Below are 21,487 nucleotides of genomic sequence, written 5' to 3'. Positions count from 1 at the left end.
GCCGGTGAGGGCATTGGCGCCCAAGCCCGAGACTAATTCACCGTGCGCCGCGTACCCGGCAGGTCGAGCGAGAAGGCGGGGATGGCGATGTCAAACGTCTCGCCCCGCTTGTTGCGCATCGTGTAATGCCCGACCATGATCCCTGACGGTGTCGAAAGTGGGCAGCCGGACGTGTATTGATAGCTGTCGCCGGGATTGAGTTCGGGCTGGTCGCCGACGACGCCGGCGCCGCGCACTTCCTCGACCCGGCCGGTGCCGTCGGTGATGTGCCAATAGCGCGACAACAGCTGCACGAACTCGTCCGACTGGTTGTCGATCGTTATCTGATAGCCCCAGACATAGCGGTTCTCGGACGGATCCGAGCGATCCTCCAGATAGAACGGCCTGACCTGCACTTCGATGTTGCGCGTGACGGCGCGGTACATAAGCGACTCCAAAACAGTCCCGGCAATTTTCGGCGCTCCTCGCGGGCTGGTCAACGGTGTGCCCCGTCATTCCGACCTGATAGGCAGGTGCCGACAAAGAATGTCATTTAAGTGACACATGACAATGATGGTGTGCGCCAACCAGTGCCTGGCGACTCGGGCGCTCTGCCGAACTGTCGAAAGCGGTCGCCATGGAGGCCGGCTTTTTCTGGAGTGACCGGATCTCGATGGAACTCACTCTCATAGCCGCCTTGCTTTCGACTGTTCTCATTGTCTCAAACCTCGCCAGCATCGTGTTCGCCGCTTCGCGTCTGAAGCGACGCCGCGTCATCGCAGCGCCGGCTGGCAAGTCACAGCCGGTGTCGATCGTCGTGCCGTCGCGTGGCGTCGAGCCGTTCACGCACGAGACCCTGGAGCGCGCCTTCTCGCTCGACTGGCCGCGCTACGAACTGATCTTCTGCGTCGCCCAGGCCGATGATCCGGTGGTCGGATTGATCCGCGCCGCCATCGCCCGTTTTCCGGCGGTGCCGGCCCGCCTGTTGTTCGGCGACGACCGCGTCAGCGCCAATCCGAAGCTCAACAATTGCGTCAAGGGTTGGGAAGCGGCGCGCCACGACTGGGTCATCCTGGCCGATTCCAACGTGTTGATGCCTGGAGATTACGTTCAGCACCTGATGGCGGCCTGGCGGCCGGACACCGGCCTTGTCTGCTCGACGCCGATCGGCTCGCGGCCGGACGGCTTCTGGGCCGAAGTCGAATGTGCCTTCCTCAACACGCTGCAGGCGCGCTGGCAATATGCCGGCGAGGCGCTGGGCCTTGGTTTTGCCCAGGGCAAGAGCATGTTGTGGAACAAGCCGATGCTCGACGCCAGTGGCGGCATCCGCGCCCTGGCCGCCGAAATCGCCGAGGACGCTGCGGCGACCAAGCTGGTCAACGGCCTCGGCCTGCGCGTCAATCTCGTCGCCTCGCCCTTCGAGCAGCCGCTCGGCCGGCGCACGCTCGGCGAAATCTGGTCGCGCCAGGCGCGTTGGGCGCGCCTGCGCCGTGTCACCTTCCCGCTGTTCTTCGCGCCCGAGATCCTGACTGGCGCGGCGGTGCCGCTGGTGCTTGCGCTGGTTGCGGCGGCAAGCACCGGCTTCAGCCTGCCGCTGACCTGCATCGCCGTGCTGGCAGCCTTCTATCTTCCGGAATGCGCCCTGGCCTCGGCCAAGGGCTGGTACCTGTCGCCCCGCATGATCGCGGCGATGGTGGTGCGCGACATGATCCTGCCGGTGATGTGGGCACGCGGCTGGCTCGGCGGCGCCGTCGACTGGCGCGGTAACGCGATGACCATTGGCACCAAGGCGGCCGAACTGGAAGAGACGCCGTCGAGCGCCTGAAGGCCTCTGTTACTTGGCCTTCAGTGCCTGCGCGATATCCTCGAGCAGATCGTCTGTATCCTCCAGGCCGACCGAAAGCCTGAGCGTGCCAGGCCCGATGCCGAGTTCCGCGCGGGCTTCGTCGCTCAAATTCTTGTGCGTCGTGGTCGCCGGATGGGTGATCAGGCTCTTGGCGTCGCCGAGATTGTTGGAGATCAGCACGATGTCGAGCGCGTTCTGCAAGGCGAAGGCCACCTGCTTGCCGCCCTTGACGTCGAGGCAGATCAGCGTCGAGCCCCCCGACATCTGCTTCTTGACGATATCGGCCTGTGGGTGGTCGGCCCGGCCGGGATAGATGACGCGCGCGATCTGCGGCTGTTCGGCGAGGAAGTCGGCGATCTTGCCGGCGCTCTCCGTTTGCTGGCGCACGCGCAGCGGCAGCGTCTCCAAGCCCTTCAGCAGCGTCCAGGCATTGAACGGCGACAGGCTGGGGCCGGTGTGGCGGAAATAGTCGTGCAGGTTCTCGTCGATCCACTTCTTGTCCGACAGGATGACGCCGCCAAGGCATCGTCCTTGGCCGTCAATGTGCTTGGTCGCCGAATAGACGACGATATGCGCGCCAAGCTGCAAGGGTTTCTGCTGCAAGGGGGTGGCGAAGACATTGTCGACGACGAGCCGCGCGCCGATAGAATTGGCGAGTGCGGCAACAGCGGCGATGTCGACCACTTCCAGCGTCGGGTTGGTCGGGCTTTCCAGGAAGAACAGCTTGGTATTCGGCCTGACCGCTTTTTCCCAGTTGGCGATGTCGGTGCCGTCGACCAGCGTTGCCTCGATGCCGTATCGAGGCGCCAGGGTCTCGACCACCCAGCGGCAGGAGCCGAAAAGCGCGCGCGCCGCCACGATATGGTCGCCGGCCTTGACGCTGCACAGAAGGGCAGCGGTCACCGCCGCCATGCCCGACGCGGTGGCGCGCGCATCCTCGGCGCCTTCCAGCGCACACATGCGCTTTTCGAACATGTCGACTGTCGGATTGGCGTAGCGCGAATAGATGAAGCCCGGCTCCTCGCCCTTGAAGCGGGCTTCGGCGGCCTGCGCCGTCTCATAGACATAACCCTGGGTGAGGTACATCGCCTCGGAGGTCTCGCCGAATTGAGAACGCAGGGTTCCGGCGTGTACGAGGGCTGTCTGAGGTTTCCAGTTGCGCTTCTTGGTGCTCATCGTTCTTGTTCCAGACACAAAAAAACCGGCCGCGAAAGTCGCAACCGGTCCATACGGCCTTGCGGCCCGACGGTCCTTTAGCGACTTGTTTAACGTGGCTGCAAGCCGACCGGCCAAATCACCACGGGATAACGACCCTTTAGACCCGCGCCACGCTTGCGTCAATTGCCGGCTTGATTAAGAGGTTTGTACCAAGCAGCTTCCGCGAAAGTGTTCCACGGTTTTGCGGCAAGAACCTGCGACAAGAAAAACGTCTGGCCTAGGAGTGGAGCCTTGCGGCAGACAGGCATTCTTCCCGATCAGGACATTTCGGCGCTGTTCCAGTCCGGTGCGCTGAAGTCGGCGCGCGCGCTCGATGCCGATCAGATCCAGCCCGCCAGCCTTGATCTGAGGCTCGGCGACAAGGCATGGCGGGTACGGGCCTCCTTCCTGCCTGGTCCCGGCCACAAGGTTTCGGAAAAGCTCGACCGGCTGAAGTTGCACGAGATTGATCTTGCCGACGGCGCGGTGCTGGAAACCGGCTGCGTCTATATCGTGCCGCTGCTCGAAAGCCTTGCGCTGCCGGCGGAGATTTCGGCTTCGGCCAATCCGAAGAGCTCGACCGGGCGGCTCGACATCTTCACCCGTGTCATGACCGACCGTGGCCACGAGTTCGACAAGATCGCCGCCGGCTATCATGGGCCGCTGTACCTGGAAGTCAGCCCGCGCACCTTCCCGATCGTTGCGCGCACCGGCTCGCGGCTGTCGCAGATCCGCTTCCGTATCGGCAATGCGCTGCTGTCGGAAGCCGAGCTGCATGAATTGCATCGCGCCGAGATGCTGGTCGCCACCGAGCCGCCGAATATTTCCGGTGGCGGCATCGCACTGTCGATCGACCTCAATGGCGATGAAAATGGTCTGGTCGGCTATCGCGGCAAGCATCACACCGGTCTTGTCGATGTCGACAAGCGCGCCGCGCAGGAGGTCGTCGATTTCTGGGAGCCGATCCACAAGAGTGGCGCCGGCGAACTGGTGCTCGATCCCGACGAGTTCTACATCCTCGTCAGCCAGGAGGCGGTGCATGTGCCACCGCTCTATGCCGCCGAGATGACGCCGTTCGATCCGCTGGTCGGCGAGTTCCGCGTCCACTATGCCGGTTTCTTCGATCCGGGTTTCGGCCACTCGGCGTCAGGCGGCACCGGCAGCCGCGCGGTGCTCGAAGTGCGCAGCCACGAAGTGCCGTTCATCCTCGATCACGGCCAGATCGTCGGCCGGCTGGTCTATGAGCATATGCTGAAGCGGCCGCAGGCGCTCTACGGCACCGACCTCGGCTCCAACTACCAGGCGCAGGGCCTGAAGCTGTCCAAGCACTTCCGCCCCGCGCGCTGAACCACATTGCCGTCAGGCAAAATACTTGCCTGTGCTGGCCCACCATGCTTGGCTGCCTTCTGGCCGTCAGGATGCCGGCGTTCAAGGGGAAACCAAGAAAATGCGGATTTCAAAATGGATCGTATCGGCAGCGGGCGCTGCCATGCTGGCGATGGCGGCTGGCTCTCTGTCGGCGCAGGCCGCGGAGAAACTGAAAATCGGCACCGAGGGCGCATATCCGCCGTTCAACACCATTACCTCGGACGGCAAGGTTGTCGGTTTCGATATCGACATCGCCAATGCGCTGTGCGCGCAGATGAAGGTCGAGTGCGAAATCGTCACCCAGGATTGGGATGGCATCATTCCCGCCCTGCAGGCCAAGAAGTTCGATGCCATCATCGCGTCGATGAGCATCACAGAGGAGCGCAAGAAGCAGGTCTCCTTCACCAACAAATACTATACGACGCCGCTCGCCTTGGTGGCGCCGAAGGACAGCGATCTCACCTCGACCGAACCGGCGGCACTTGCGGGAAAGACGGTCGGCGCCCAGGCTTCGACCACGCAGGCCGACTATGCCCAGAATACCTATGGCAAGGCGGGCGCGGAGGCGAAGCTCTATCCCACCCAGGAAGAGGCGATCACCGACCTGACCAATGGCCGGCTTGATGCCGTGATCTCGGACAAGTTCGTGCTGGTGGATTGGCTGAAGAAGGCAAGCGACGGCTGCTGCAAGCTGGTCGGCGACGTCAAGGGCACGGAGACGCAAGCCGGCATCGCCGTTCGCCTGGAAGACACGGCACTGCGCGACAAGCTCAACGCCGCAATCGACGCCATCGTCGCCGACGGCACCTACAAGAAGATCCAGGCCAAGTATTTCGACTTCGATATCTATTGAGCGTGAAGCTGCCAATCTCCCCCTCGTGGGGGAGATCACGCTGTCAAAGCGCCTTCACCGCCACGTTCACCGGCTGCTCTATCTCGAGCGGATTGCGCAGCGGCAGGCCGAAATCCTTGGCTTCGATCTCGAACACGTCGCCGGCCTCGGTCCTGATGCCGTCGGCGAAGGACAGCGTCGCCGTACCGAACATGTGCACATGCACGTCGCCCGGCTGGCGGAAGGCTGAGTATTTGAAATGGTGATGTTCGAGATTGGCGATGGTGTGCGACATGTTCGCTTCGCCCGACAGGAACGGCTTTTCCCACAGCGTCTTGCCGTCACGCACGATGCGCGACGTGCCGCGGATGTCGGACGGCAGGTCGCCGATCAGGATCTCCGGTCCGAACGACGCGTTGCGCAGCTTGGAATGGGCGAGGAAGAGATAGTTCACGCGCTCGGTCACGTGATCGGAAAACTCGTTCGACAGCGTGAAGCCGACGCGGAATGGCGCACCATCGTCGCCGATCACATAGATGCCGGCGATCTCGGGCTCCTCGCCGGCATCCATGGCGAAAGCCGGCGACATCAGGGCAGCACCCGGCGCCACCGCCATCGTGCCGTTGCCCTTGTAGAACCACTCCGGCTGCACGCCGACCTGGCCTTTCGCGGGTTTGCCGCCCTCCAGCCCCATGCGGAACATCTTCATGGAATCGGTGAGTTGCTCCTCGCCGTGGGCGCTGAGATTCTTGTGCATGGAATCGCGCGTCGCCGCTGAGCCGAGATGCGTCAAGCCCGTGCCGGTGAGGTGAAGATGCGCGGGGTCTGGATGGTTGATCGGCGACACCAGCCGCCCCTTCTTGTAGGCGGCATCGAGGTCGATGGTTTCACCGAAGCCCTTGCGTTCGATCAACGCGACCAGGCCGACGCCGGTGCGGGCGGCCTCCATGGCCAGCGAATAGACGCTGCGCGCGCCGTTGATGATCCGGGTCTTGCCGCCATTGCGGGCAACGACGCGGATGGTCTCGGCGTCATCGAGAATCTGGGAGATCAGCATGATGAATCCTCTCTCATTTGCCTTGGCATGGCTGCCGGCACGGCAAACCTTCCCAAGCGCGGCCGGGACGTCGTCCATGCCACGGGTGAAATTCTCCGTTCGGATTGCGCTCGCGGGCCCGGTCCCTCGGGGGACTTCTTCGTGCCGTCCGGCAGTGCCGCGATGTGACCCGTATGCCTTCCTGTTTCCTCAGCCCTTGTTCTTGTTGTAGACGTCGAAGACCACGGCGCCGAGCAGCACCAGGCCCTTCACCACCTGTTGCCAATCCACGTTGACGCCCATGATCGACATGCCGTTGTTCATGACGCCCATGATGAAGCCGCCGACCACCGCGCCGATGACCTGGCCGACGCCGCCCATGGCCGAAGCGCCGCCGATGAACACGGCGGCGATGACGTCGAGCTCGCTGCCGAGGCCCGCCGCCGGCACGGCCTGCCCAAGGCGCGCCGCGATGATCAGGCCGCCAAGTGCCGACAGCACGCCCATGTTGACGAACACCATCAGGGTCAGCCGCTCGGTCTTGATGCCCGACAGCTGCGCCGCCTTGGCATTGCCGCCCATGGCGTAGATGCGGCGGCCGATCGTCATGCGTTTGGTGACGAAGACGAACAGCGCGATCAGCACGCCCATCACCATGAGAACGATCGGCAGGCCCTTGTAGGTGGCGAATTGGTAAACCAGGAACAGCGCCAGGGCGCTGGTCACCAGCGTCTTCACGACGAACAGTGTGAAGGGCTCGGCTTCATAGCCATGCTGCTCGCGGGTGCGTCGTGCCCTGAGCCCGAAATAGGCATAGGCGAGCACGGCGACGAGGCCGATCACGATCGTCGTCATATGCAGCGTCAGGCCGCTGCCGATGATGGTCTTGCCTGCGGCGTTCACGGTCGGCGGGATCAGCATCAAGGGGCCGATAACGTCGGGAATGAAGCCGGAGCTGAGTGCCTTGAAGCCGTCTGGAAGCGGCCCAACAGAAGACCCGCCACCCAGCAGCGCCTGGCAGATGCCGCGGAAGATCAACATTCCCGCCAGCGTGACGATGAAGCTCGGTATTCGGTGATAGGCGATCCAGTAGCCTTGGGCCGCGCCGATGCAGCCGCCAATGACGAGACAGATGATCGACACAACCAGCGGATTGCTCAATGGGCCTAGCGGCCAGATGACCATCATCATCGCCGCCAGCGCGCCGATGAAACCGGCGACAGAGCCGACACTGAGGTCGATATGACCCGAAACGATCACCAAAAGCATGCCCAGCGCCATCACGATGATGAAGGAATTCTGCTGCACCAGGTTGCTCAGGTTCACCGGCTTGAACAGCGTGCCGGACGTCGTGAACTGGAAGAACACCATGATGGCGATCAGCGCCAGGATCAGGCCATATTCGCGCAAATTGGTGATCAGCGCCGAGACGGCAACGCGCGGTCCCTGCTGCACATCTTCGGCGACGCCGCTTTTCGGCGCGGGAGCGCTTTCGGTGCTCATGATGCTTTTCCTTCTCCCCGAACGATGGCGCGCATGATCTTTTCCTGGCTGGCATCACTCGCCGCCATTTCGCCGACCATGCGGCCTTCATTCATGACGTAGATGCGGTCGGTGATGCCGAGCAGTTCCGGCATCTCCGACGAGATGACGATGATCGCCTTACCCTCGGAGGCGAGGCGGGCGATGATGGTGTAGATTTCGTACTTGGCACCGACGTCGATGCCGCGCGTCGGCTCGTCGAGGATCAGCACTTCCGGATTGGCGAACAGCCATTTCGACAGCACCACCTTCTGTTGGTTGCCGCCCGACAGATTGCCGGTCATCTGATAGACGCTGGAGGAGCGGATGTTGGTCTTGGCCTTGTAGTCGTTGGCGACGGCGAGTTCGCGCAGGTCGTCGATCACGGCGTGGCGCGAGACGCCAGGAAGGTTGGCCAGCGTGATGTTGTGCTTGATGTGATCGATGAGATTGAGGCCGTAGGTCTTGCGGTCTTCGGTGACGTAGGCAATGCCGTGTTCCACCGCCTTGCTCACCGATGAGACATCGATCGGCTTGCCCTTGAGCAGCACCTCGCCAGTGATGCGGCGGCCATAGGAACGGCCAAACAGGCTCATCGCGAATTCGGTGCGCCCGGCGCCCATCAGCCCGGCGATACCCACCACCTCGCCCTTGCGGACATTGATATCGATGCCCTTGATCACTTGCCGCTCGGCATGGATCGGGTGATAGACCGACCAGTTCTTCACCTGGAGCACGATCTCACCGATCTTCGGCTCGCGCGGCGGATAACGGTCGTCAAGCGAGCGGCCGACCATCGAGGTGATGATGCGGTCTTCCGAGATGTCTTTCTTGGCCAGCGTCTCGATGGTTCGCCCGTCGCGGATGATGGTGACCTTGTCGGCGACCCGGTTCACCTCGTTGAGCTTGTGCGAGATCAGGATCGAGGTGATGCCTTGCCGCTTGAACTCGAGCAGCAGGTCGAGCAGCGCCTGGCTGTCTTTTTCCGACAGGCTCGCCGTCGGCTCGTCGAGGATCAGCAGCTTCACTTCCTTGCTAAGCGCCTTGGCGATCTCGACCAGCTGCTGCTTGCCGACGCCGATGTTGGTGATCAGCGTCTTGGGGTCCTCCTTGAGGCCCACCTTCTTCAGCAAGGCGCTGGTGCGTGTCTCGTTGGCATTCCAGTCGATGATGCCAAATCTGGCGTGCTCGTTGCCAAGGAAAATGTTTTCGGCGATCGACAGCATCGGCACCAGCGCAAGCTCCTGGTGGATGATGACGATGCCCTTGTGTTCACTGTCGTGAATGCCTTTGAAATGGCATTCCTCGCCACGGTAGATGATCGCGCCATCATAGGTGCCGGACGCATAAACGCCTGACAGCACCTTCATCAGCGTCGATTTGCCGGCGCCGTTCTCGCCGACCACGGCATGGATCTCGCCTTCCTCGACGCTGAGGTTGACATTCGACAGCGCCTTCACGCCGGGGAACGTCTTGGTGATGTCGCGCATCTCCAAAATCGTCGAGGCCATCAGGAATACCGCTCCTCCGAGGTCCGGAACAATGCCGGGGGGCTAGTATGCGAATTTTGGATTCGCCGCGCTAGCAAAAGGGGCCCCGCTGCGCGCGGGACCCCAGGCTTTGCAAAAGCGATTACTTCAGGTCTTCGGCCTTGATGTAGCCGGAGTCGACCACCAGTGCCTGGTAGTTCGACTTGTCGACCTCATGCGGCGTCAGCAGGATCGAGGGAACGACCTTGACGTCGTTGTTGTAGGTCTTGGTGTCGAGGCCTTCCGGCTTGCCGCCCGAGAGCACCTTGTCGACCAGACCGACAGTGGCCTTGGCCAGTTCGCGGGTGTCCTTGAACACGGTCGAGTACTGCTCGCCCGAGATGATCAGCTTGACCGAAGCGGTCTCGGCGTCCTGGCCGGTCACAACAGGCCAGGGCTGAGCGGCCGTACCGTAGCCCACGGCGCGCAGCGAGGCGGTGATACCGCGCGACAGGCCGTCATAGGGCGACAGAACGCCATCGACGCGGCTGCCGTCCGAGTAGTTGGCGGAGAGCAGGTTGTCCATGCGCGCCTGGGCGGTTGCCGCCAGCCAGCGCAGCGTGCCGACCTTGTCCATGCCCATCTGGCCGGACTTCACGACCAGCACCTTGCTGTCGATCAGCGGCTGAAGAACGGACATGGCGCCGTTGTAGAAGAAGAAGGCGTTGTTGTCGTCGGGCGAACCGCCGAACAGTTCAATGTTGAACGGACCCTTCTTGTCCGGGTAGCCAAGGCCCTTGAGCAGCGAATTGGCCTGGATCACGCCAACGCCGAAATTGTCGAAGGTGGTGTAGTAGTCGACATTGGCGGTCTTCTTGATCAGGCGGTCATAGGCGACGACGACGACACCGGCGTCAGCGGCCTTCTGCAGCGCATCCGACAGCGTGGTGCCGTCGATGGAGGCGATGATCAGTGCCTTCGGACCCTTGGTGATTTCGTTTTCCAGCTGGCTGAGCTGGTTGGGGATGTCATCCTGCGCGTATTGCAGGTCGACGGTGTAGCCGAGAGCCTCGAGCTGGGACTTGACGGCGTCGCCGTCGTTGATCCAGCGCTGCGAGGTCTTGGTGGGCATCAGCACGCCTACCAGACCTTTGTCGGCCGCGTAGGCGGTGGCCGACATGGCTGCGATGCTGACCGCCAAGGCGGCGACTAATGTCTTGATGATTTTCACTTAACTCTCCCTGGTTGATGGACGCGGCACCCCGGGGGTCGCGGGCCGCGCAATCGTGCAGAAGCGCCAAGGCACTGCTGCCGTCATATCGATCTCCGGTATCCTCCCATGGCTCCGAGGCGCTGATTTCAATCGATACGATTTTTCTCGTCAGCGACCGTCGCGTCTCGGAACGCGCGAAGGGTGTGGCCCTTTGCCATAACTGTCAAATGCGATCTTTGATGGTTGCTATATCACTATTGGTATGTGTTATGAACGTCACGGGACCGCCGACAATACCGGCCGGCGGCGAGCGGAAGCGGCGAAAAAGCCATGGTGGCGCTACGGAATCCGACAGCGGTTTCAAATGGTTACAGCGAAATGCCGGGCGACGGCGAAACCCTGCTGCGCAGTGGTCTCAGCCTGCGTCACATGCGCATGATCGTCGCGCTCGACGATCATGGCCGGGTGAGCGCGGCGGCCCAGGTCATGAACATCTCGCAGCCGGCGGCCTCGCGCATGATCGGCGAGATGGAGGCTGTGCTCGAGGTCAAGCTGTGCGAAAGGCTGCCGCGCGGTATCACGTTGACCCCGTACGGCAAGGCACTGGCCAGGCGCGCGCGCTCGATCCTGCTGGAGATGCGCGAGGTCGACCGCGAGATTTCCGAGCTCAAGGCGGGCAAGGGCGGTTCGGTGTTTCTGGGTGCCGTGACGGCGCCGGCGATCGAGCTGGCAGTGCCGGCGATTCGCGAGATCCGCCGCCTCTATCCGCGCATCGAGATCACCATGCAGGTCGAGACCTCCAACGTGCTGGCGCGCGAACTGATCGCCATGCGCCATGACTTCATCATCGCGCGCATCCCCGACGATCTCAATCCGCGCCTGTTCGAGTCGCGCGTCATCGGCGTCGAGAAGGCGTGCCTGATCGTGCGCCGGGGCCATCCGCTCACCAGGGGCAAGGTGGTGCGGCTGGAGGAGACCGCCAGCTATGACTGGGTCTTCCAGTCGGGCGGTTCGCCCTTGCGCCAGGCAATGGAGAGCAATTTCCTCAACCGCAACATCGCCCTGCCGGACCGGATCCTCAACACCAGCTCGCTCCTCCTGACCCTGGTCATGGTCGCGCAGTCCGACGCCATTGCGCCGGTCTCGGTCCAGGTGGCGAAATTCATCCAGAATCCCGAAGGGCTGGCCGGCGCCATCGACGTCGTCCACACCGAATTCGACATCGAAGTCAGGCCCTACAGCCTGATCACCGTGAAAAACCGCGTGCTGTCGCCGGCCGCCAAGATGCTGCACGACTTCATTCTGCGAGAGGTGGGATAGCGGCAAGTTCGGGCAAGGTTATCCCGCCCGACGCACGACGTTGATCACCAGCGAACCTCAGCATCGAACGGGTGACCGGATGATCCCCACGGATGCGGCGGTCCATGGGCGACAGATCTGACGCGGCGGCTCCAGGTCCGATCGCCAACGGCGAATGCCATTGCCGGCAGTGGCTTCGCCCTTGAGCCAGTCGGTTCCGACCTCTACACCCTAAAGCGAGGGACTACACATTCCTTCAGAGCGCCATATTTTCCTTAGCTAATGAATCTCTCCGGACAACCAGCAATGGGGACACATGAAAGGCGTGGCGATATTAACCGAGGCTCGTAGTGGCTCCGAATGGCTCGGCAGTCTCACCAACAGCACCGGCACTTTTGGCAAGTCGGCTGAATGGCTCGATACGATCAATCTGGGGTTCAAGCCGAAATCATTCGATGAACTTCTTTCCGCTGTGATCGACCGCGGCGGGACCGCGAATGGCAGGTTCGCGGTAAAGTTGTTCCCACGGCATCTTCACTGGTCGCAGGCGAAATATGGAGCCGACTTCCTCGCCGAATGCGTCAGGCGCCATGATATGGGATTGGTCCTGCTGGAGCGGAGAGACCGACTTCGTCAAGCAATTTCCCATTGCCGGGCGAAGGCAACCGGCCATTGGAAAAGCACGATGAACGGCGCTGATTTGGTTCCGCAATACGACTTCGCGGGCATCTGCCAGGCCTACTTCCTGATCGAGCAGAGCTATGCCTTCTGGGAGGCCTACTTGCGCATAGGCAATCTCCCTTACGACCATTTCTTCTACGAAGACCTGTTGGACGACCCTCGTCCTTTTGTCGAATCGATGGCCCGGCAGTTGTCGGTTGAAATGCCGCAAGGCGAGTTCAAGACGAATTTACGGTTGCAGCGGGACACACACACCGAAGACTGGGTAGAGCGGTTCCAAAATGACGCCAAATCCAAGAGCCCATTGGCCCATCTCCCCGAAAACGTGGCGCCGCGCAACATCGACAATCTCGCTCGGTTCCTGCTCAAAAAGCAGATGCGAATCAGCCAGGCTTAGACAGCCTGTTCGAACCTTCCGGAGTGTGGATGCCTGGAGCGGGTAGCGGGAATCGAACCCGCGCGTTCAGCTTGGGAAGCTGACAGGCTACCATTACATCATACCCGCGTGAGCCCTCGTTATCATGACGGCATGCCTTGGGGCAATCGCCAAAGCGGGCCTCGTGCCGGCGCGGCCAGATCAGGCGTCCGGCAGGTAGATCATCGCATAATCGTCCGAATAGGCGCGCTTCCAGCCCAGTTCGTCGAAGAAGGGAATGCGGCTGTCGCCGGCCGACAACAGCGCCCAGCCTATGGCGTATTTCTTCAGCTGGGCTTCCAGCAGCGGCCTGCCGTTGCTGTGCCCCATCTCGTCGTCGGTCTTCGTGAAGCCGCCCAGGAACAGCTGGTCCGTCCGTCCGTCGATATAGGTCTTGATCCCGTGGAAGATCAGCGTGCCGCCGAAATTGTAGGAATTCAGCACGTTGCCGGACAGATGATGGCTTTCGGCGAATGCCAGCGCGCCGCTGGCCGACGTCTTCTGGCTCGGCGCGACCTGATACGAGCTGCCAAGCACCAAGGCCGCACCGACCACCAGAACGGTTGCCGCGACGCAGATCGGGTAGAACCGCCTGGCGAAGAATTTTTCCAACCCGTCGCGCTTTTCAGCCAGCCATGCGGGAGCTGAAAGCGAGGGGTATTGCCGCGCGACCTCGACCGCGATCACCAAGGGAATCAGTAGGAAGAACAGATACACGAAGCGCATGTGGCCGAGGAACATATGCAGGGTGAAGATGATGAACAGGGCCTTGGGCCAGCCAATTCGCAACCGCGATACCAAAAGCCCGAAAAGCGCCGCCAGCATCGCGACTTCCTGGAAAGGCTGTTCCTGAGCATTGAATGGCCGCCACTCGAGGATGAGTGGCACGGCCTCATTGCCATAGGCGACGGTGAGCGTGGCCAGGATGGATTTCACGCCATAGGGATGGATCAGACTGACCAGTGGGCAGAGCAGGCCGAACGCGACCCATTTCGCCAGGAGGAAGGGTTTCGACAGGCCGACGCGCACCAGCAGATCCAGACCGGCAAAGGCGGCGATGACGAAGCCCAGGGTGAAGGTGGCGTGCAGGTTGGCCCACAGCACGACAAGCACAAGCAGCCACCAGGGCGGGGTTTGCTCTTCTTGCGCCGCACGAAACAGCGTCGCCGTCCAGATGACGATGATCGGCAAGGTGAAGACGTGGGGGCGCGCCGTATAGATCGGGTCGATCAGGAAGGCCACGACGAACGCCAGCGCTATCGCCAATATAGGCTTCAGCCAGGCGCTGAGAAACCATCCCATCAGGAAGACCGTCAGGCCGACCGTGGCGATGATCAGCGTGACCACCCCGTTCCAGCCTCCCGCCTGGTAGGCAAGCGCCAGCAGGACTTGCCCAAGCCATTCCTTGGCGATCCATGGCTGGCCGGCAAAGGTGTGGGAGTAGGGGTCGGCCGTCGGAAATGTCCGGTTTGCCAGGAAATCCAGTCCGACCTTCACTTGCCACCAATTGTCGGGATCCTGCAGGAGGGCGCTGGCAAAGGCAGCCAGTACCGCCGCTATGACGCAGGCAACCAACAGGCAGAATACCAACCTGGCCCGCTGTGCGTCCTCGAGCGCGGGCCTTGCCGGCGCGATTGCTGCCGCCTGGCTCATATAGCGGCTCCAGGCCACTTCGCGTTCACTCCGATCGAGGAATAGGGAGCGCTCCCACCGCCGACGAACACGAAACGCGCCGAAAGGCTGAGGGTCCATTGGCGGTTGGGGAAGAAGCCGAGGACAAGGCCAGCGGCATGGCTCGTGGCATTGGAAACGATGTCGCCAAGGCCCAGCGCGAGCCCGGCCAGGATGACCACGTATCCCAGCGCCGTGTTCAACAAACCGACGGCGCCAAATCGCAGCATCCTCGGATCGTCAAACGGCAGGCTTGACCGCATGCGCAAAATACTGGGCTCCGACAGGAATCTTGGTGAGGAAGCGCTCGAACGGCCTCAGCCTGGCAAGCAGCCGGGGAAAGAAGATCCGGTAGATGATCCGGGTGTTGGAAAGACCCGCCGCGGCCATCCGCTTGCGCATCTCGCGGGAGTTGATCAAGACCGCGTTCTCGTCGAAAGCGCAATTTCTCACAGCGTGGGTGGTCAGCGGGTTCCACGGATTGTGTTCGAAAAGAAAGAAGCTGCCGCCATCGGCCAGCACCCTGCCGATCTCCGCGAGCAATCCGATCTGCAGGTCTTCGGGAATGTGGTGGAAGACGCACGCCGCGAAGGCCAGGTCGAAGCTGCCGTCGGCGAACGGAATTGTGTTGCCGTCGAAATGCGTGAATGAGGCCTGGCCGGGAAAGCGCTTGCGGGCGATGTCGAGCGATTCCCGCGAAGGATCGAGCAAGACGATCTCGCTGTCTGGAAACGCTTTGCGCATATGGCCGAGCGAATTGCCGACGCCAGCGCCGAAGTCGAGTATCCGTCGCGGTTTCACACCGGCCCGCCGTAGGGTCGCGGCAACGTCGTCGATCTTGTACTTGGCGAAGAAGTCCGGCGTTTCGCCGCTCAGCCTTATGCTCGCGGCATGCTGTTCCTGATACTCGCGCGCAAACTGGTCGAACTCCGCCTCAAGCACGCGCGGCCCTCTTTGCCATCTCCTGCAGGCGATGGACAGGCAGGTTCTTGTCCTCGGCTGCCTGGCTGCGCGAAACGATCTCGTTGACGAGGTAGAGCGGTCGCCGCTTTGTCTCCATGTACATGCGCCCGAGATACTCGCCGAAGATGCCAAGCACCATGAGCTGGACGCTGCCGAGGATCAGCATGATCGCGGCAAGGCTCGTCCAGCCGGGCAAGACGTTTCCGGCGGTCCATTCGAACAGGGTGTAGCCGAGCACGACCAGCCCCAGAAGTCCGAACATCATGCCGAGCAGCGAGGCGAACCTTAGCGGTGCGATGGAGAAGCTGGTCATCGCGTCGATCGCCAGGAGAACCATCTTCTTCAGCGGATAGTGGGTGGTGCCGGCAAAGCGCCGGTGTCTTTCATAGGGGAAAGCCACCTGTTTCAGCCCGATCCAGCTCACCATGCCGCGAATGAACCTGTAGCGTTCAGGCATCGCGTTGAGATGGTCCAGCGCGCGGCGGCTCATCAGCCGGAAGTCCCCGGAATTCGGTGCTATGTCGACGTCGACCATCCGGCCCAGCAAGCGATAGAACATCGAGGCAGAAGCCAGCTTGAACCAGCTTTCACCGTCGCGCGTCAGCCGCTGGCCGTAAACGACATCGAAGCCTTCATTCATCTTCGTCATCATCGCGCCGAGCAGTTCCGGCGGATCCTGCAGGTCGGCATCGAGAATGAGAATGCGTTGGCCGCGACAGAATTCGAGCCCCGCGGTCAACGCGATCTGGTGGCCGTAGTTGCGGGCAAGGTCGATGGCGACGACATGGTCGTCCTTTTCGGCCATCTGGAAAATGGCTTCGCGCGTGCCGTCGGTCGCGCCATCGATGACCAGGACGATCTCGTAGGAAGGGCCGTGTTCCAGGCATGCGGCCGTCACCCGCCGGTGAAGTTCGGCCACCCCATCCAGTTCATTGTAGCACGGGACGACCACCGACAACATGACGGCGCGTCGCGTGGTGATGTTTTCCGTCTCCACCAAAAGCCTGGCTCCCGCTATTTGATTGGGAATAGCGGCAATTGGTTAGAAAACAGATAAGCCAGCGGGATCGACCGCGGCCGTCGGCTGCCGCCTTTCCGCCATGCGGTTGACGCCGTAAGCCCCGTCACCAACGAACCGGCAGCTCCATGCGGATGCGGGCGCCACGCCATGACCCCGCCAATTGCGCGCCTGCCGAGGATCCGCGTCCACTTGTTCGAGATGCGGGGGGCTCGCCAGTTGCCCAACTCTCGCGTGACAGCGCTACTGGCTCGACCCACCGGTTCCACGCGACAGCCGCGCCGGCTTGATGGATGGCCGGCGAGTGCGTATCTCTGGGCCTGTCCCCCGAATCGGGGCGACCGAAGCTGGAGACAGGCCTTGTCCGCACTGACACGCTTCCTCGGCGACTCGCCGCTCAGGGTGATCCTGAAGCTGCTGGTGGTGTCGTTCCTCGTCGGCCTGGTCATGAACGCCTTCGGCTGGTCGCCGATGGACGTGCTCTACGGCATCCAGAAATTCTTCATCGACCTATGGAACCTGGGCTTCCACGCCATCGACCGTTTCCTTGGCTATATCCTGCTGGGTGCGGCAATCGTCGTGCCGGCCTTCATCCTGCTCAGGATCGCCAGCTACCGCAAATGAACCGTCAGGCATAACCCGAAGCCACCTCGAACAGGATGGCGTGCCGCGCTGCTAGCGCGGCCACATCGGTCGAATAGCCGCCGCCGATGACGCCGCAGACAGGAATGCCGAGCGCGCGGAAGTGGCGGATAACCATCTCGTCGCGGGCGCGCAGACCGTCATCCGACAGCGACAGCCTGCCCAGCCGGTCCTCGGCATGGACGTCGACGCCGGCATTGTAGAGCACGATATCCCAGCGCGCTTTGGCGGCCAGCTCCGGCAGGATGCCGCCAAGCGTCTCGAGATAGGCGGCGTCACCGGTGCCGTCGGGCAGTGCGATGTCGAGATCGGAGGCGATCTTGCGCACGGGATAGTTGCGGTCGCCATGCATGGAAAAGGTGAACGCGCGGGGCTCATCGCTCAGAATGTCCGCCGTGCCGTCGCCCTGATGCACGTCGAGATCGACGACCAGGATCTTTTGTGCCGTGCCTTCGGCCAGCAACATCATCGCGGCGACGGCGACATCGTTGAAGGTGCAGAAGCCGGCGCCTTGCGTGCGCCGCGCATGATGGCTGCCACCGGCGGTGTTGCAGGCGATGCCGTGCCGCAAGGCCAGTCGCGCTGCCAGCATCGTGCCACCGGTGGCAAGCTGCGCGCGCAACGAGACGCGGGGGCCAACTGGAAAACCGATCTCGCGTTCGATTTTCTCGGGTACCGTGCAGGCCAGCACCTGATCGACATAGTCCGCCGCGTGGGCAAGCTTCAGCCATGACGCCGGCGCTGGCTCGGCGGTGTTGAGCGCGTTGGGTCCGGCCAGTCCGCGTGCGCGCAAGGCGTCCATCAGCAGCGGATACTTGCTCATCGGAAAGCGATGGTTGACGGCGAAGCCGGCGTCATAGTCGGGATGATGGACGATCTGCAGGGGCATCAGAGCTCGCGCCAGGGTCAGGGAATCGATTGGCCGTTATCGGATGAATGATTGCGCGATGCGAGCAAAGTGGGGCACATCGGGTGCCCGATCAAGCCGCAAACAGCAAGGCAGAAGACCTTTGGACGAGGGTGCAATCCCAGCCGACGCGAGATCCTTTGTCGTCACCAACCGTTCCGTGCTCGCCATCGCGGTGCCGATGACGCTTGCCTATCTGACGACGCCGCTGCTCGGCTTGGTCGATACGGCGGTTGTGGGACAGTTCGGCGACGCCGCCTTGCTCGGCGGCCTGGCGGCCGGAGCGCTTGTTTTCGACGTCGTCTTCACCACCTTCAATTTCCTGCGCTCGGGAACCACCGGCCTCGTCGCGCAGGCTTTCGGGCGCGGCGACGCCCTGGAGGAACAGGCGGTGTTCTGGCGCGCCGTGCTGATCGCGGTCGTCGCTGGCATCATCCTCGCCGCGCTTGCTCCTCTGGTCGCCATCGCCGGGCAGAAATTCATGGGTGCCGAACCGCGCGTCAGCGAGGCGATGGCCGTTTACATCCGCATCAGGCTGCTTGCGGCACCCTTCTCGCTGATCAACTATGCCATCCTCGGCTATGTCTTGGGGCGCGGCGAAGGCGGGCTCGGACTGGTTCTGCAATTGGTCCTCAACGGCATCAACATCGCGCTCTGCTTCCTGCTCGGCCTGAAACTCGGCTGGGGTGTCGCCGGCGTCGCCTGGGCGACCGTCACCGGTGAATTCCTTGCCATGCTGCTTGGTCTCGCCATCGTTGTCAGGCGCTTCCGGGCGACGCCGCCCTTGCCGCGCCATCGTCTGCTCGATATGGCCGCCTTCCTGCGCATGCTGTCGCTCAACCGCGACATCATGATCCGCTCGTTCTCGCTGCTTGCAGCCTTCGCGCTGTTCACCCGCCAGGGTGCGCAGTTCGGCACGGTGACTCTGGCCGCCAATGCCGTACTGATGAATTTCTTCCTCGTAGCCGGCTATTTCCTCGACGGCTTTGCCACGGCCGCCGAACAGCTCGCCGGCCGTGCCGTTGGCGCGCGCGCGGCCATCCCCTTCCGTCGGGCCGTCAGGCTGACCCTGTTCTGGGGGTTTGGGCTGGCCGGGACGGCGACCCTCGTGCTGCTGATGGCCGGGGCCAATCTGGTCGCCCTCGTCACGACGTCGGAGGAGGTCCGCTCCGTGGCCGACATCTACCTGCCGTGGGCGGCGTTCACCGCGCTGAGCGGTGTGCTGGCGTTCCAGATGGATGGCGTCTTCATCGGCGCCACCTGGTCGCGCGACATGCGCAACATGATGCTGTTGTCGTTTCTTGCCTTCAGCATTGCGCTGCTGACGCTGGCGCCGGCCTTCGGCAACAATGGGCTGTGGGCGGCGCTGCACGTCTTCCTGCTCGCGCGCGGCTTCAGCCTGTTGGCCATTCTGCGGCTGCGGGTGCGGACTGTGTTCAGCTGAGTGGCTTCGTCGCCCATTGATCGAGATGGCCGTCGCGCAATTCGCGAATGGACTTGAGCCGCGACGTTTCGACAAAGCGTGCCATCCCGGCGACGATCCGCCCCGGCAATGCAGGGCCGGCATAGATCATGCTGGTGTAGAGCTGTACGAGATCGGCTCCGGCAAGGATTTTTTCAAGCGCCGTATCGGCGGAATCGACGCCGCCGACGCCGATGATGGCAAGCTCGGGTCCGAGCAGTTTGCGCATCCTGGCCAGCACGATGGTCGAGCGTTCGAACAGCGGCTTGCCGGAGAGCCCGCCGGTCTCGCGCGCGCTGTCGCCGCTGCGCAGTGCTGGCCGGGAGATGGTCGTGTTGGAGACGATGACGCCGTCGATCCGTTTCTCGGTGACCTCGGCGGCGATGTCCTCCAGTTCCGCCTCGACCAGGTCCGGCGCGATCTTGAGGAAGACCGGCGGCTGCGCTGTTGCCAAGGCGCGTGCGGCCATGACGCGCGACAGCAGCTCGCCGAGCTGCTCGCGCGCCTGCATGTTGCGCAGGCCGGGCGTGTTGGGCGAGGAGATGTTGACCGTCAGATAGCTGGCGTAGGGTGCAAGGCGGGCGACGCCGCGCTCATAGTCGCCGATGCGGTCGGTGCTGTCCTTGTTGGCGCCGATGTTGACGCCGACGATGCCGGAACGCCCCTTGCGCGCAGCAAGGCGTCTTTCGGCGGCCGCGTGACCTTCATTGTTGAAGCCCAGCCGGTTGATCACCGCTTCATCCGCCGTCAGTCGGAAGATGCGTGGCTTCGGGTTGCCGGCCTGTGGCAGCGGCGTGATCGTGCCGACCTCGGCAAAGCCGAAGCCGAGCCCAAGCAAAGCGTCGGGCACCTCGGCGTTCTTGTCGTAGCCGGCCGCCATGCCGAGCGGATTGGGGAAGTCGATGCCGCAGACGCTGACCTTCAGCCTGGCGTCGCGTGTCGGCCGCCCGGTCACCGGCAGGCCGCACCGCAGCGCCGCGATCGACAAGCCATGCGCGGTTTCCGGATCGAATGTGAACAGCAGCTTCTGGCCGAGCCGGTCGAGCACGCTCATTCGCCCTCCAGTGCCGGGAACTGGTGAGCACCGTCGGCGCCAAGCGGCAATGGTCGGACCCACAGCACGGCTTTCAGGTCCAGCACGCCGTAAAGATGTGGAAACAGCGCGCCGCCGCGCGAAACTTCGTATTTCAGCGCACCGCCCAGGCTGGCGCCGTCGATGGCGACCAGCAGCAGGCCGGTCTGGCCGGCGAAATGCCTTGCCGCCGTTTCCCTCACCTGCGCCGCCGTGGAGAAATGGATGAAGCCGTCGGCGACATCGATCGGCGCGCCGGTGAAGCGGCCATTTGTTTCGGCCTCGCGCCAGGGCGCTTCCGGGGTTATCTTGTAGATAATCTGAGACATGGTTGCGCTATAGTCCGAACCAGCCACGCGGGAAAGGCCACGCCAGGGGTCTTCCCCATTTCCGGCGCAAACATGCGATATTTCAGACTTTGGCCATGGAGGAACAACATGCGTCCGCAGCACATCTTGATCCCCGCCGCACTCGTTTCGCTGGTCGCGGCATCCGCTTTTTCCGAAGAAACCGACCGCTACCGGCTGGAAAAGTCTGACAACGGCTATGTCCGCATGGATACGCAGACAGGCGCGATGTCGATTTGCCAGGAGCGCTCCGGTCAGCTCGTCTGCAAGATGGCGGCCGACGAACGCGCCGCTTTCCAGGACGAGGTCGATCGCCTGCAGACCTCGATGAAGGCGATGGACGAGCGCGTCACCAAGCTCGAGAATTCGCTCTCCGCCCGCCTCGAATCGAAACTGCCTAGCGAGGAGGATTTCAACAAGACCATGAACTACATGGAGCGCTTCCTGCGCGGCTTCATGGGCATCGTCAAGGATATGGACAAGGACAATGGCGGCGGCGCCCAGCTCAACTCGCAGAAGACATGAGCGTCTGAAGTAGGGAAAACGCGG

At 62.7% G+C, this 21,487-nt stretch carries 21 protein-coding genes, 1 tRNA gene and 1 riboswitch; of the genes, 8 read left to right on the top strand and 14 right to left on the bottom strand.

Annotation, left to right across the window (positions count from 1 at the left end):
• Positions 1 to 32 precede the first annotated feature (32 nt).
• Entirely contained in the window at positions 33 to 425 is a 393-nt protein-coding gene (gene apaG, locus AC56QP_RS14045; RefSeq protein ID WP_091579771.1) for a Co2+/Mg2+ efflux facilitator ApaG/CorD, read from the bottom strand.
• 227 nt (positions 426 to 652) lie between these two features.
• Between apaG and AC56QP_RS14040 the strand changes: the two genes are divergently transcribed.
• Entirely contained in the window at positions 653 to 1,804 is a 1,152-nt protein-coding gene (locus tag AC56QP_RS14040; protein ID WP_489859345.1) for a ceramide glucosyltransferase, read from the top strand.
• A 9-nt stretch (positions 1,805 to 1,813) separates the two neighbouring features.
• Here AC56QP_RS14040 and AC56QP_RS14035 read toward each other — a convergent pair whose 3' ends face one another.
• Entirely contained in the window at positions 1,814 to 3,001 is a 1,188-nt protein-coding gene (locus AC56QP_RS14035) for an O-succinylhomoserine sulfhydrylase (RefSeq protein WP_497100443.1), read from the bottom strand.
• 57 nt (positions 3,002 to 3,058) lie between these two features.
• Positions 3,059 to 3,136, bottom strand: a riboswitch (SAM riboswitch).
• Positions 3,137 to 3,274: 138 nt separating this feature from the next.
• Between AC56QP_RS14035 and AC56QP_RS14030 the strand changes: the two genes are divergently transcribed.
• Positions 3,275 to 4,369: a 2'-deoxycytidine 5'-triphosphate deaminase gene (locus AC56QP_RS14030; protein WP_489859346.1), complete on the top strand. Its 1,095-nt coding sequence runs from the start codon at positions 3,275 to 3,277 to the stop codon at positions 4,367 to 4,369.
• A gap of 100 nt (positions 4,370 to 4,469) precedes the next feature.
• A complete protein-coding gene (locus AC56QP_RS14025; protein ID WP_256748871.1) occupies positions 4,470 to 5,243 on the top strand; it encodes an ABC transporter substrate-binding protein in 774 nt (257 codons plus the stop codon).
• 43 nt (positions 5,244 to 5,286) lie between these two features.
• On the opposite strand, the gene araD1 is transcribed toward AC56QP_RS14025, so the two are convergent.
• From araD1 to chvE, 4 genes are all read right to left on the bottom strand, one after another.
• Positions 5,287 to 6,279, bottom strand: coding sequence for an AraD1 family protein (gene araD1, locus AC56QP_RS14020; RefSeq protein WP_497100444.1), 993 nt, complete (start codon positions 6,277 to 6,279; stop codon positions 5,287 to 5,289).
• A gap of 189 nt (positions 6,280 to 6,468) precedes the next feature.
• Positions 6,469 to 7,761 (bottom strand): multiple monosaccharide ABC transporter permease, encoded by a 1,293-nt coding sequence (gene mmsB / locus AC56QP_RS14015; protein WP_489859347.1) that lies wholly within the window; start codon positions 7,759 to 7,761, stop codon positions 6,469 to 6,471.
• Complete coding sequence (mmsA, locus tag AC56QP_RS14010; RefSeq protein ID WP_091579784.1) at positions 7,758 to 9,290, bottom strand: multiple monosaccharide ABC transporter ATP-binding protein; 1,533 nt, start codon at positions 9,288 to 9,290, stop codon at positions 7,758 to 7,760. Before mmsA ends, mmsB begins: the two co-directional genes overlap by 4 nt.
• Before the next feature lie 121 nt (positions 9,291 to 9,411).
• Positions 9,412 to 10,479: a multiple monosaccharide ABC transporter substrate-binding protein gene (gene chvE, locus AC56QP_RS14005; RefSeq protein WP_091579787.1), complete on the bottom strand. Its 1,068-nt coding sequence runs from the start codon at positions 10,477 to 10,479 to the stop codon at positions 9,412 to 9,414.
• Between the two features lie 312 nt (positions 10,480 to 10,791).
• On the opposite strand from chvE, the gene AC56QP_RS14000 reads away from it, so the two are divergent.
• The gene (locus AC56QP_RS14000) at positions 10,792 to 11,781 is read left to right on the top strand and encodes a LysR family transcriptional regulator (RefSeq protein WP_489859348.1); all 990 of its coding nucleotides are present in this window, start codon (positions 10,792 to 10,794) and stop codon (positions 11,779 to 11,781) included.
• Positions 11,782 to 12,076: 295 nt separating this feature from the next.
• Complete coding sequence (locus AC56QP_RS13995; protein WP_489859349.1) at positions 12,077 to 12,838, top strand: Stf0 family sulfotransferase; 762 nt, start codon at positions 12,077 to 12,079, stop codon at positions 12,836 to 12,838.
• A 34-nt stretch (positions 12,839 to 12,872) separates the two neighbouring features.
• Here the strand turns inward: AC56QP_RS13995 and AC56QP_RS13990 are convergent.
• The 5 genes from AC56QP_RS13990 to AC56QP_RS13970 form a co-directional block, all read right to left on the bottom strand.
• Positions 12,873 to 12,946: transfer RNA gene (locus tag AC56QP_RS13990), tRNA-Gly, on the bottom strand.
• Between the two features lie 72 nt (positions 12,947 to 13,018).
• Positions 13,019 to 14,509, bottom strand: coding sequence for a hypothetical protein (locus tag AC56QP_RS13985; protein ID WP_489859404.1), 1,491 nt, complete (start codon positions 14,507 to 14,509; stop codon positions 13,019 to 13,021).
• Positions 14,506 to 14,757: a GtrA family protein gene (locus AC56QP_RS13980; protein ID WP_489859405.1), complete on the bottom strand. Its 252-nt coding sequence runs from the start codon at positions 14,755 to 14,757 to the stop codon at positions 14,506 to 14,508. The genes AC56QP_RS13985 and AC56QP_RS13980 overlap by 4 nt, the downstream gene beginning before the upstream one ends.
• A gap of 10 nt (positions 14,758 to 14,767) precedes the next feature.
• Positions 14,768 to 15,469 (bottom strand): class I SAM-dependent methyltransferase, encoded by a 702-nt coding sequence (locus AC56QP_RS13975; RefSeq protein ID WP_489859406.1) that lies wholly within the window; start codon positions 15,467 to 15,469, stop codon positions 14,768 to 14,770.
• A complete protein-coding gene (locus tag AC56QP_RS13970; RefSeq protein ID WP_489863605.1) occupies positions 15,462 to 16,451 on the bottom strand; it encodes a glycosyltransferase family 2 protein in 990 nt (329 codons plus the stop codon). Before AC56QP_RS13970 ends, AC56QP_RS13975 begins: the two co-directional genes overlap by 8 nt.
• Before the next feature lie 417 nt (positions 16,452 to 16,868).
• On the opposite strand from AC56QP_RS13970, the gene AC56QP_RS13965 reads away from it, so the two are divergent.
• Positions 16,869 to 17,132 carry a DUF6460 domain-containing protein gene (locus tag AC56QP_RS13965; protein ID WP_256754505.1) on the top strand — a complete coding sequence of 88 codons (264 nt, stop codon included), beginning with the start codon at positions 16,869 to 16,871 and terminating at the stop codon, positions 17,130 to 17,132.
• Positions 17,133 to 17,136: 4 nt separating this feature from the next.
• Here the strand turns inward: AC56QP_RS13965 and AC56QP_RS13960 are convergent, their stop codons facing one another.
• Positions 17,137 to 18,039 carry a histone deacetylase family protein gene (locus tag AC56QP_RS13960; protein WP_489859407.1) on the bottom strand — a complete coding sequence of 301 codons (903 nt, stop codon included), beginning with the start codon at positions 18,037 to 18,039 and terminating at the stop codon, positions 17,137 to 17,139.
• 121 nt (positions 18,040 to 18,160) lie between these two features.
• Here AC56QP_RS13960 and AC56QP_RS13955 point away from each other — a divergent pair, with 121 nt between their 5' ends.
• Positions 18,161 to 19,501: an MATE family efflux transporter gene (locus AC56QP_RS13955; RefSeq protein ID WP_489859408.1), complete on the top strand. Its 1,341-nt coding sequence runs from the start codon at positions 18,161 to 18,163 to the stop codon at positions 19,499 to 19,501.
• Here AC56QP_RS13955 and AC56QP_RS13950 read toward each other — a convergent pair.
• Both AC56QP_RS13950 and AC56QP_RS13945 read right to left on the bottom strand, forming a co-directional pair.
• Positions 19,494 to 20,573, bottom strand: coding sequence for a quinone-dependent dihydroorotate dehydrogenase (locus AC56QP_RS13950; RefSeq protein WP_489859409.1), 1,080 nt, complete (start codon positions 20,571 to 20,573; stop codon positions 19,494 to 19,496). The two genes, AC56QP_RS13955 and AC56QP_RS13950, sit on opposite strands and share 8 nt — an antisense overlap.
• Entirely contained in the window at positions 20,570 to 20,920 is a 351-nt protein-coding gene (locus AC56QP_RS13945) for a DUF952 domain-containing protein (RefSeq protein WP_489859410.1), read from the bottom strand. The genes AC56QP_RS13950 and AC56QP_RS13945 overlap by 4 nt, the downstream gene beginning before the upstream one ends.
• A gap of 108 nt (positions 20,921 to 21,028) precedes the next feature.
• On the opposite strand from AC56QP_RS13945, the gene AC56QP_RS13940 reads away from it, so the two are divergent.
• A complete protein-coding gene (locus AC56QP_RS13940) occupies positions 21,029 to 21,463 on the top strand; it encodes a hypothetical protein (protein ID WP_489859411.1) in 435 nt (144 codons plus the stop codon).
• The last annotated feature ends 24 nt before the right edge of the window (positions 21,464 to 21,487 follow it).

This window comes from Mesorhizobium sp. RCAM 05104, from assembly GCF_059683645.1.
Note: the sequence above shows the minus strand (reverse complement) of the source record. Positions and strands in the feature narration are given on the sequence as shown.

What these genes read in the sequence shown, in the direction of transcription:
- apaG (WP_091579771.1), bottom strand. Translation starts at nt 425, where the DNA reads ATGTACCGCGCCGTCACGCGCAACATCGAAGTGCAGGTCAGGCCGTTC.
- AC56QP_RS14040 (WP_489859345.1), top strand. Translation starts at nt 653, where the DNA reads ATGGAACTCACTCTCATAGCCGCCTTGCTTTCGACTGTTCTCATTGTC.
- AC56QP_RS14035 (WP_497100443.1), bottom strand. Translation starts at nt 3,001, where the DNA reads ATGAGCACCAAGAAGCGCAACTGGAAACCTCAGACAGCCCTCGTACAC.
- AC56QP_RS14025 (WP_256748871.1), top strand. Translation starts at nt 4,470, where the DNA reads ATGCGGATTTCAAAATGGATCGTATCGGCAGCGGGCGCTGCCATGCTG.
- araD1 (WP_497100444.1), bottom strand. Translation starts at nt 6,279, where the DNA reads ATGCTGATCTCCCAGATTCTCGATGACGCCGAGACCATCCGCGTCGTT.
- mmsB (WP_489859347.1), bottom strand. Translation starts at nt 7,761, where the DNA reads ATGAGCACCGAAAGCGCTCCCGCGCCGAAAAGCGGCGTCGCCGAAGAT.
- mmsA (WP_091579784.1), bottom strand. Translation starts at nt 9,290, where the DNA reads ATGGCCTCGACGATTTTGGAGATGCGCGACATCACCAAGACGTTCCCC.
- AC56QP_RS14000 (WP_489859348.1), top strand. Translation starts at nt 10,792, where the DNA reads ATGGTGGCGCTACGGAATCCGACAGCGGTTTCAAATGGTTACAGCGAA.
- AC56QP_RS13995 (WP_489859349.1), top strand. Translation starts at nt 12,077, where the DNA reads ATGAAAGGCGTGGCGATATTAACCGAGGCTCGTAGTGGCTCCGAATGG.
- AC56QP_RS13985 (WP_489859404.1), bottom strand. Translation starts at nt 14,509, where the DNA reads ATGAGCCAGGCGGCAGCAATCGCGCCGGCAAGGCCCGCGCTCGAGGAC.
- AC56QP_RS13980 (WP_489859405.1), bottom strand. Translation starts at nt 14,757, where the DNA reads ATGCTGCGATTTGGCGCCGTCGGTTTGTTGAACACGGCGCTGGGATAC.
- AC56QP_RS13970 (WP_489863605.1), bottom strand. Translation starts at nt 16,451, where the DNA reads ATGTTGTCGGTGGTCGTCCCGTGCTACAATGAACTGGATGGGGTGGCC.
- AC56QP_RS13960 (WP_489859407.1), bottom strand. Translation starts at nt 18,039, where the DNA reads ATGCCCCTGCAGATCGTCCATCATCCCGACTATGACGCCGGCTTCGCC.
- AC56QP_RS13950 (WP_489859409.1), bottom strand. Translation starts at nt 20,573, where the DNA reads ATGAGCGTGCTCGACCGGCTCGGCCAGAAGCTGCTGTTCACATTCGAT.
- AC56QP_RS13945 (WP_489859410.1), bottom strand. Translation starts at nt 20,920, where the DNA reads ATGTCTCAGATTATCTACAAGATAACCCCGGAAGCGCCCTGGCGCGAG.
- AC56QP_RS13940 (WP_489859411.1), top strand. Translation starts at nt 21,029, where the DNA reads ATGCGTCCGCAGCACATCTTGATCCCCGCCGCACTCGTTTCGCTGGTC.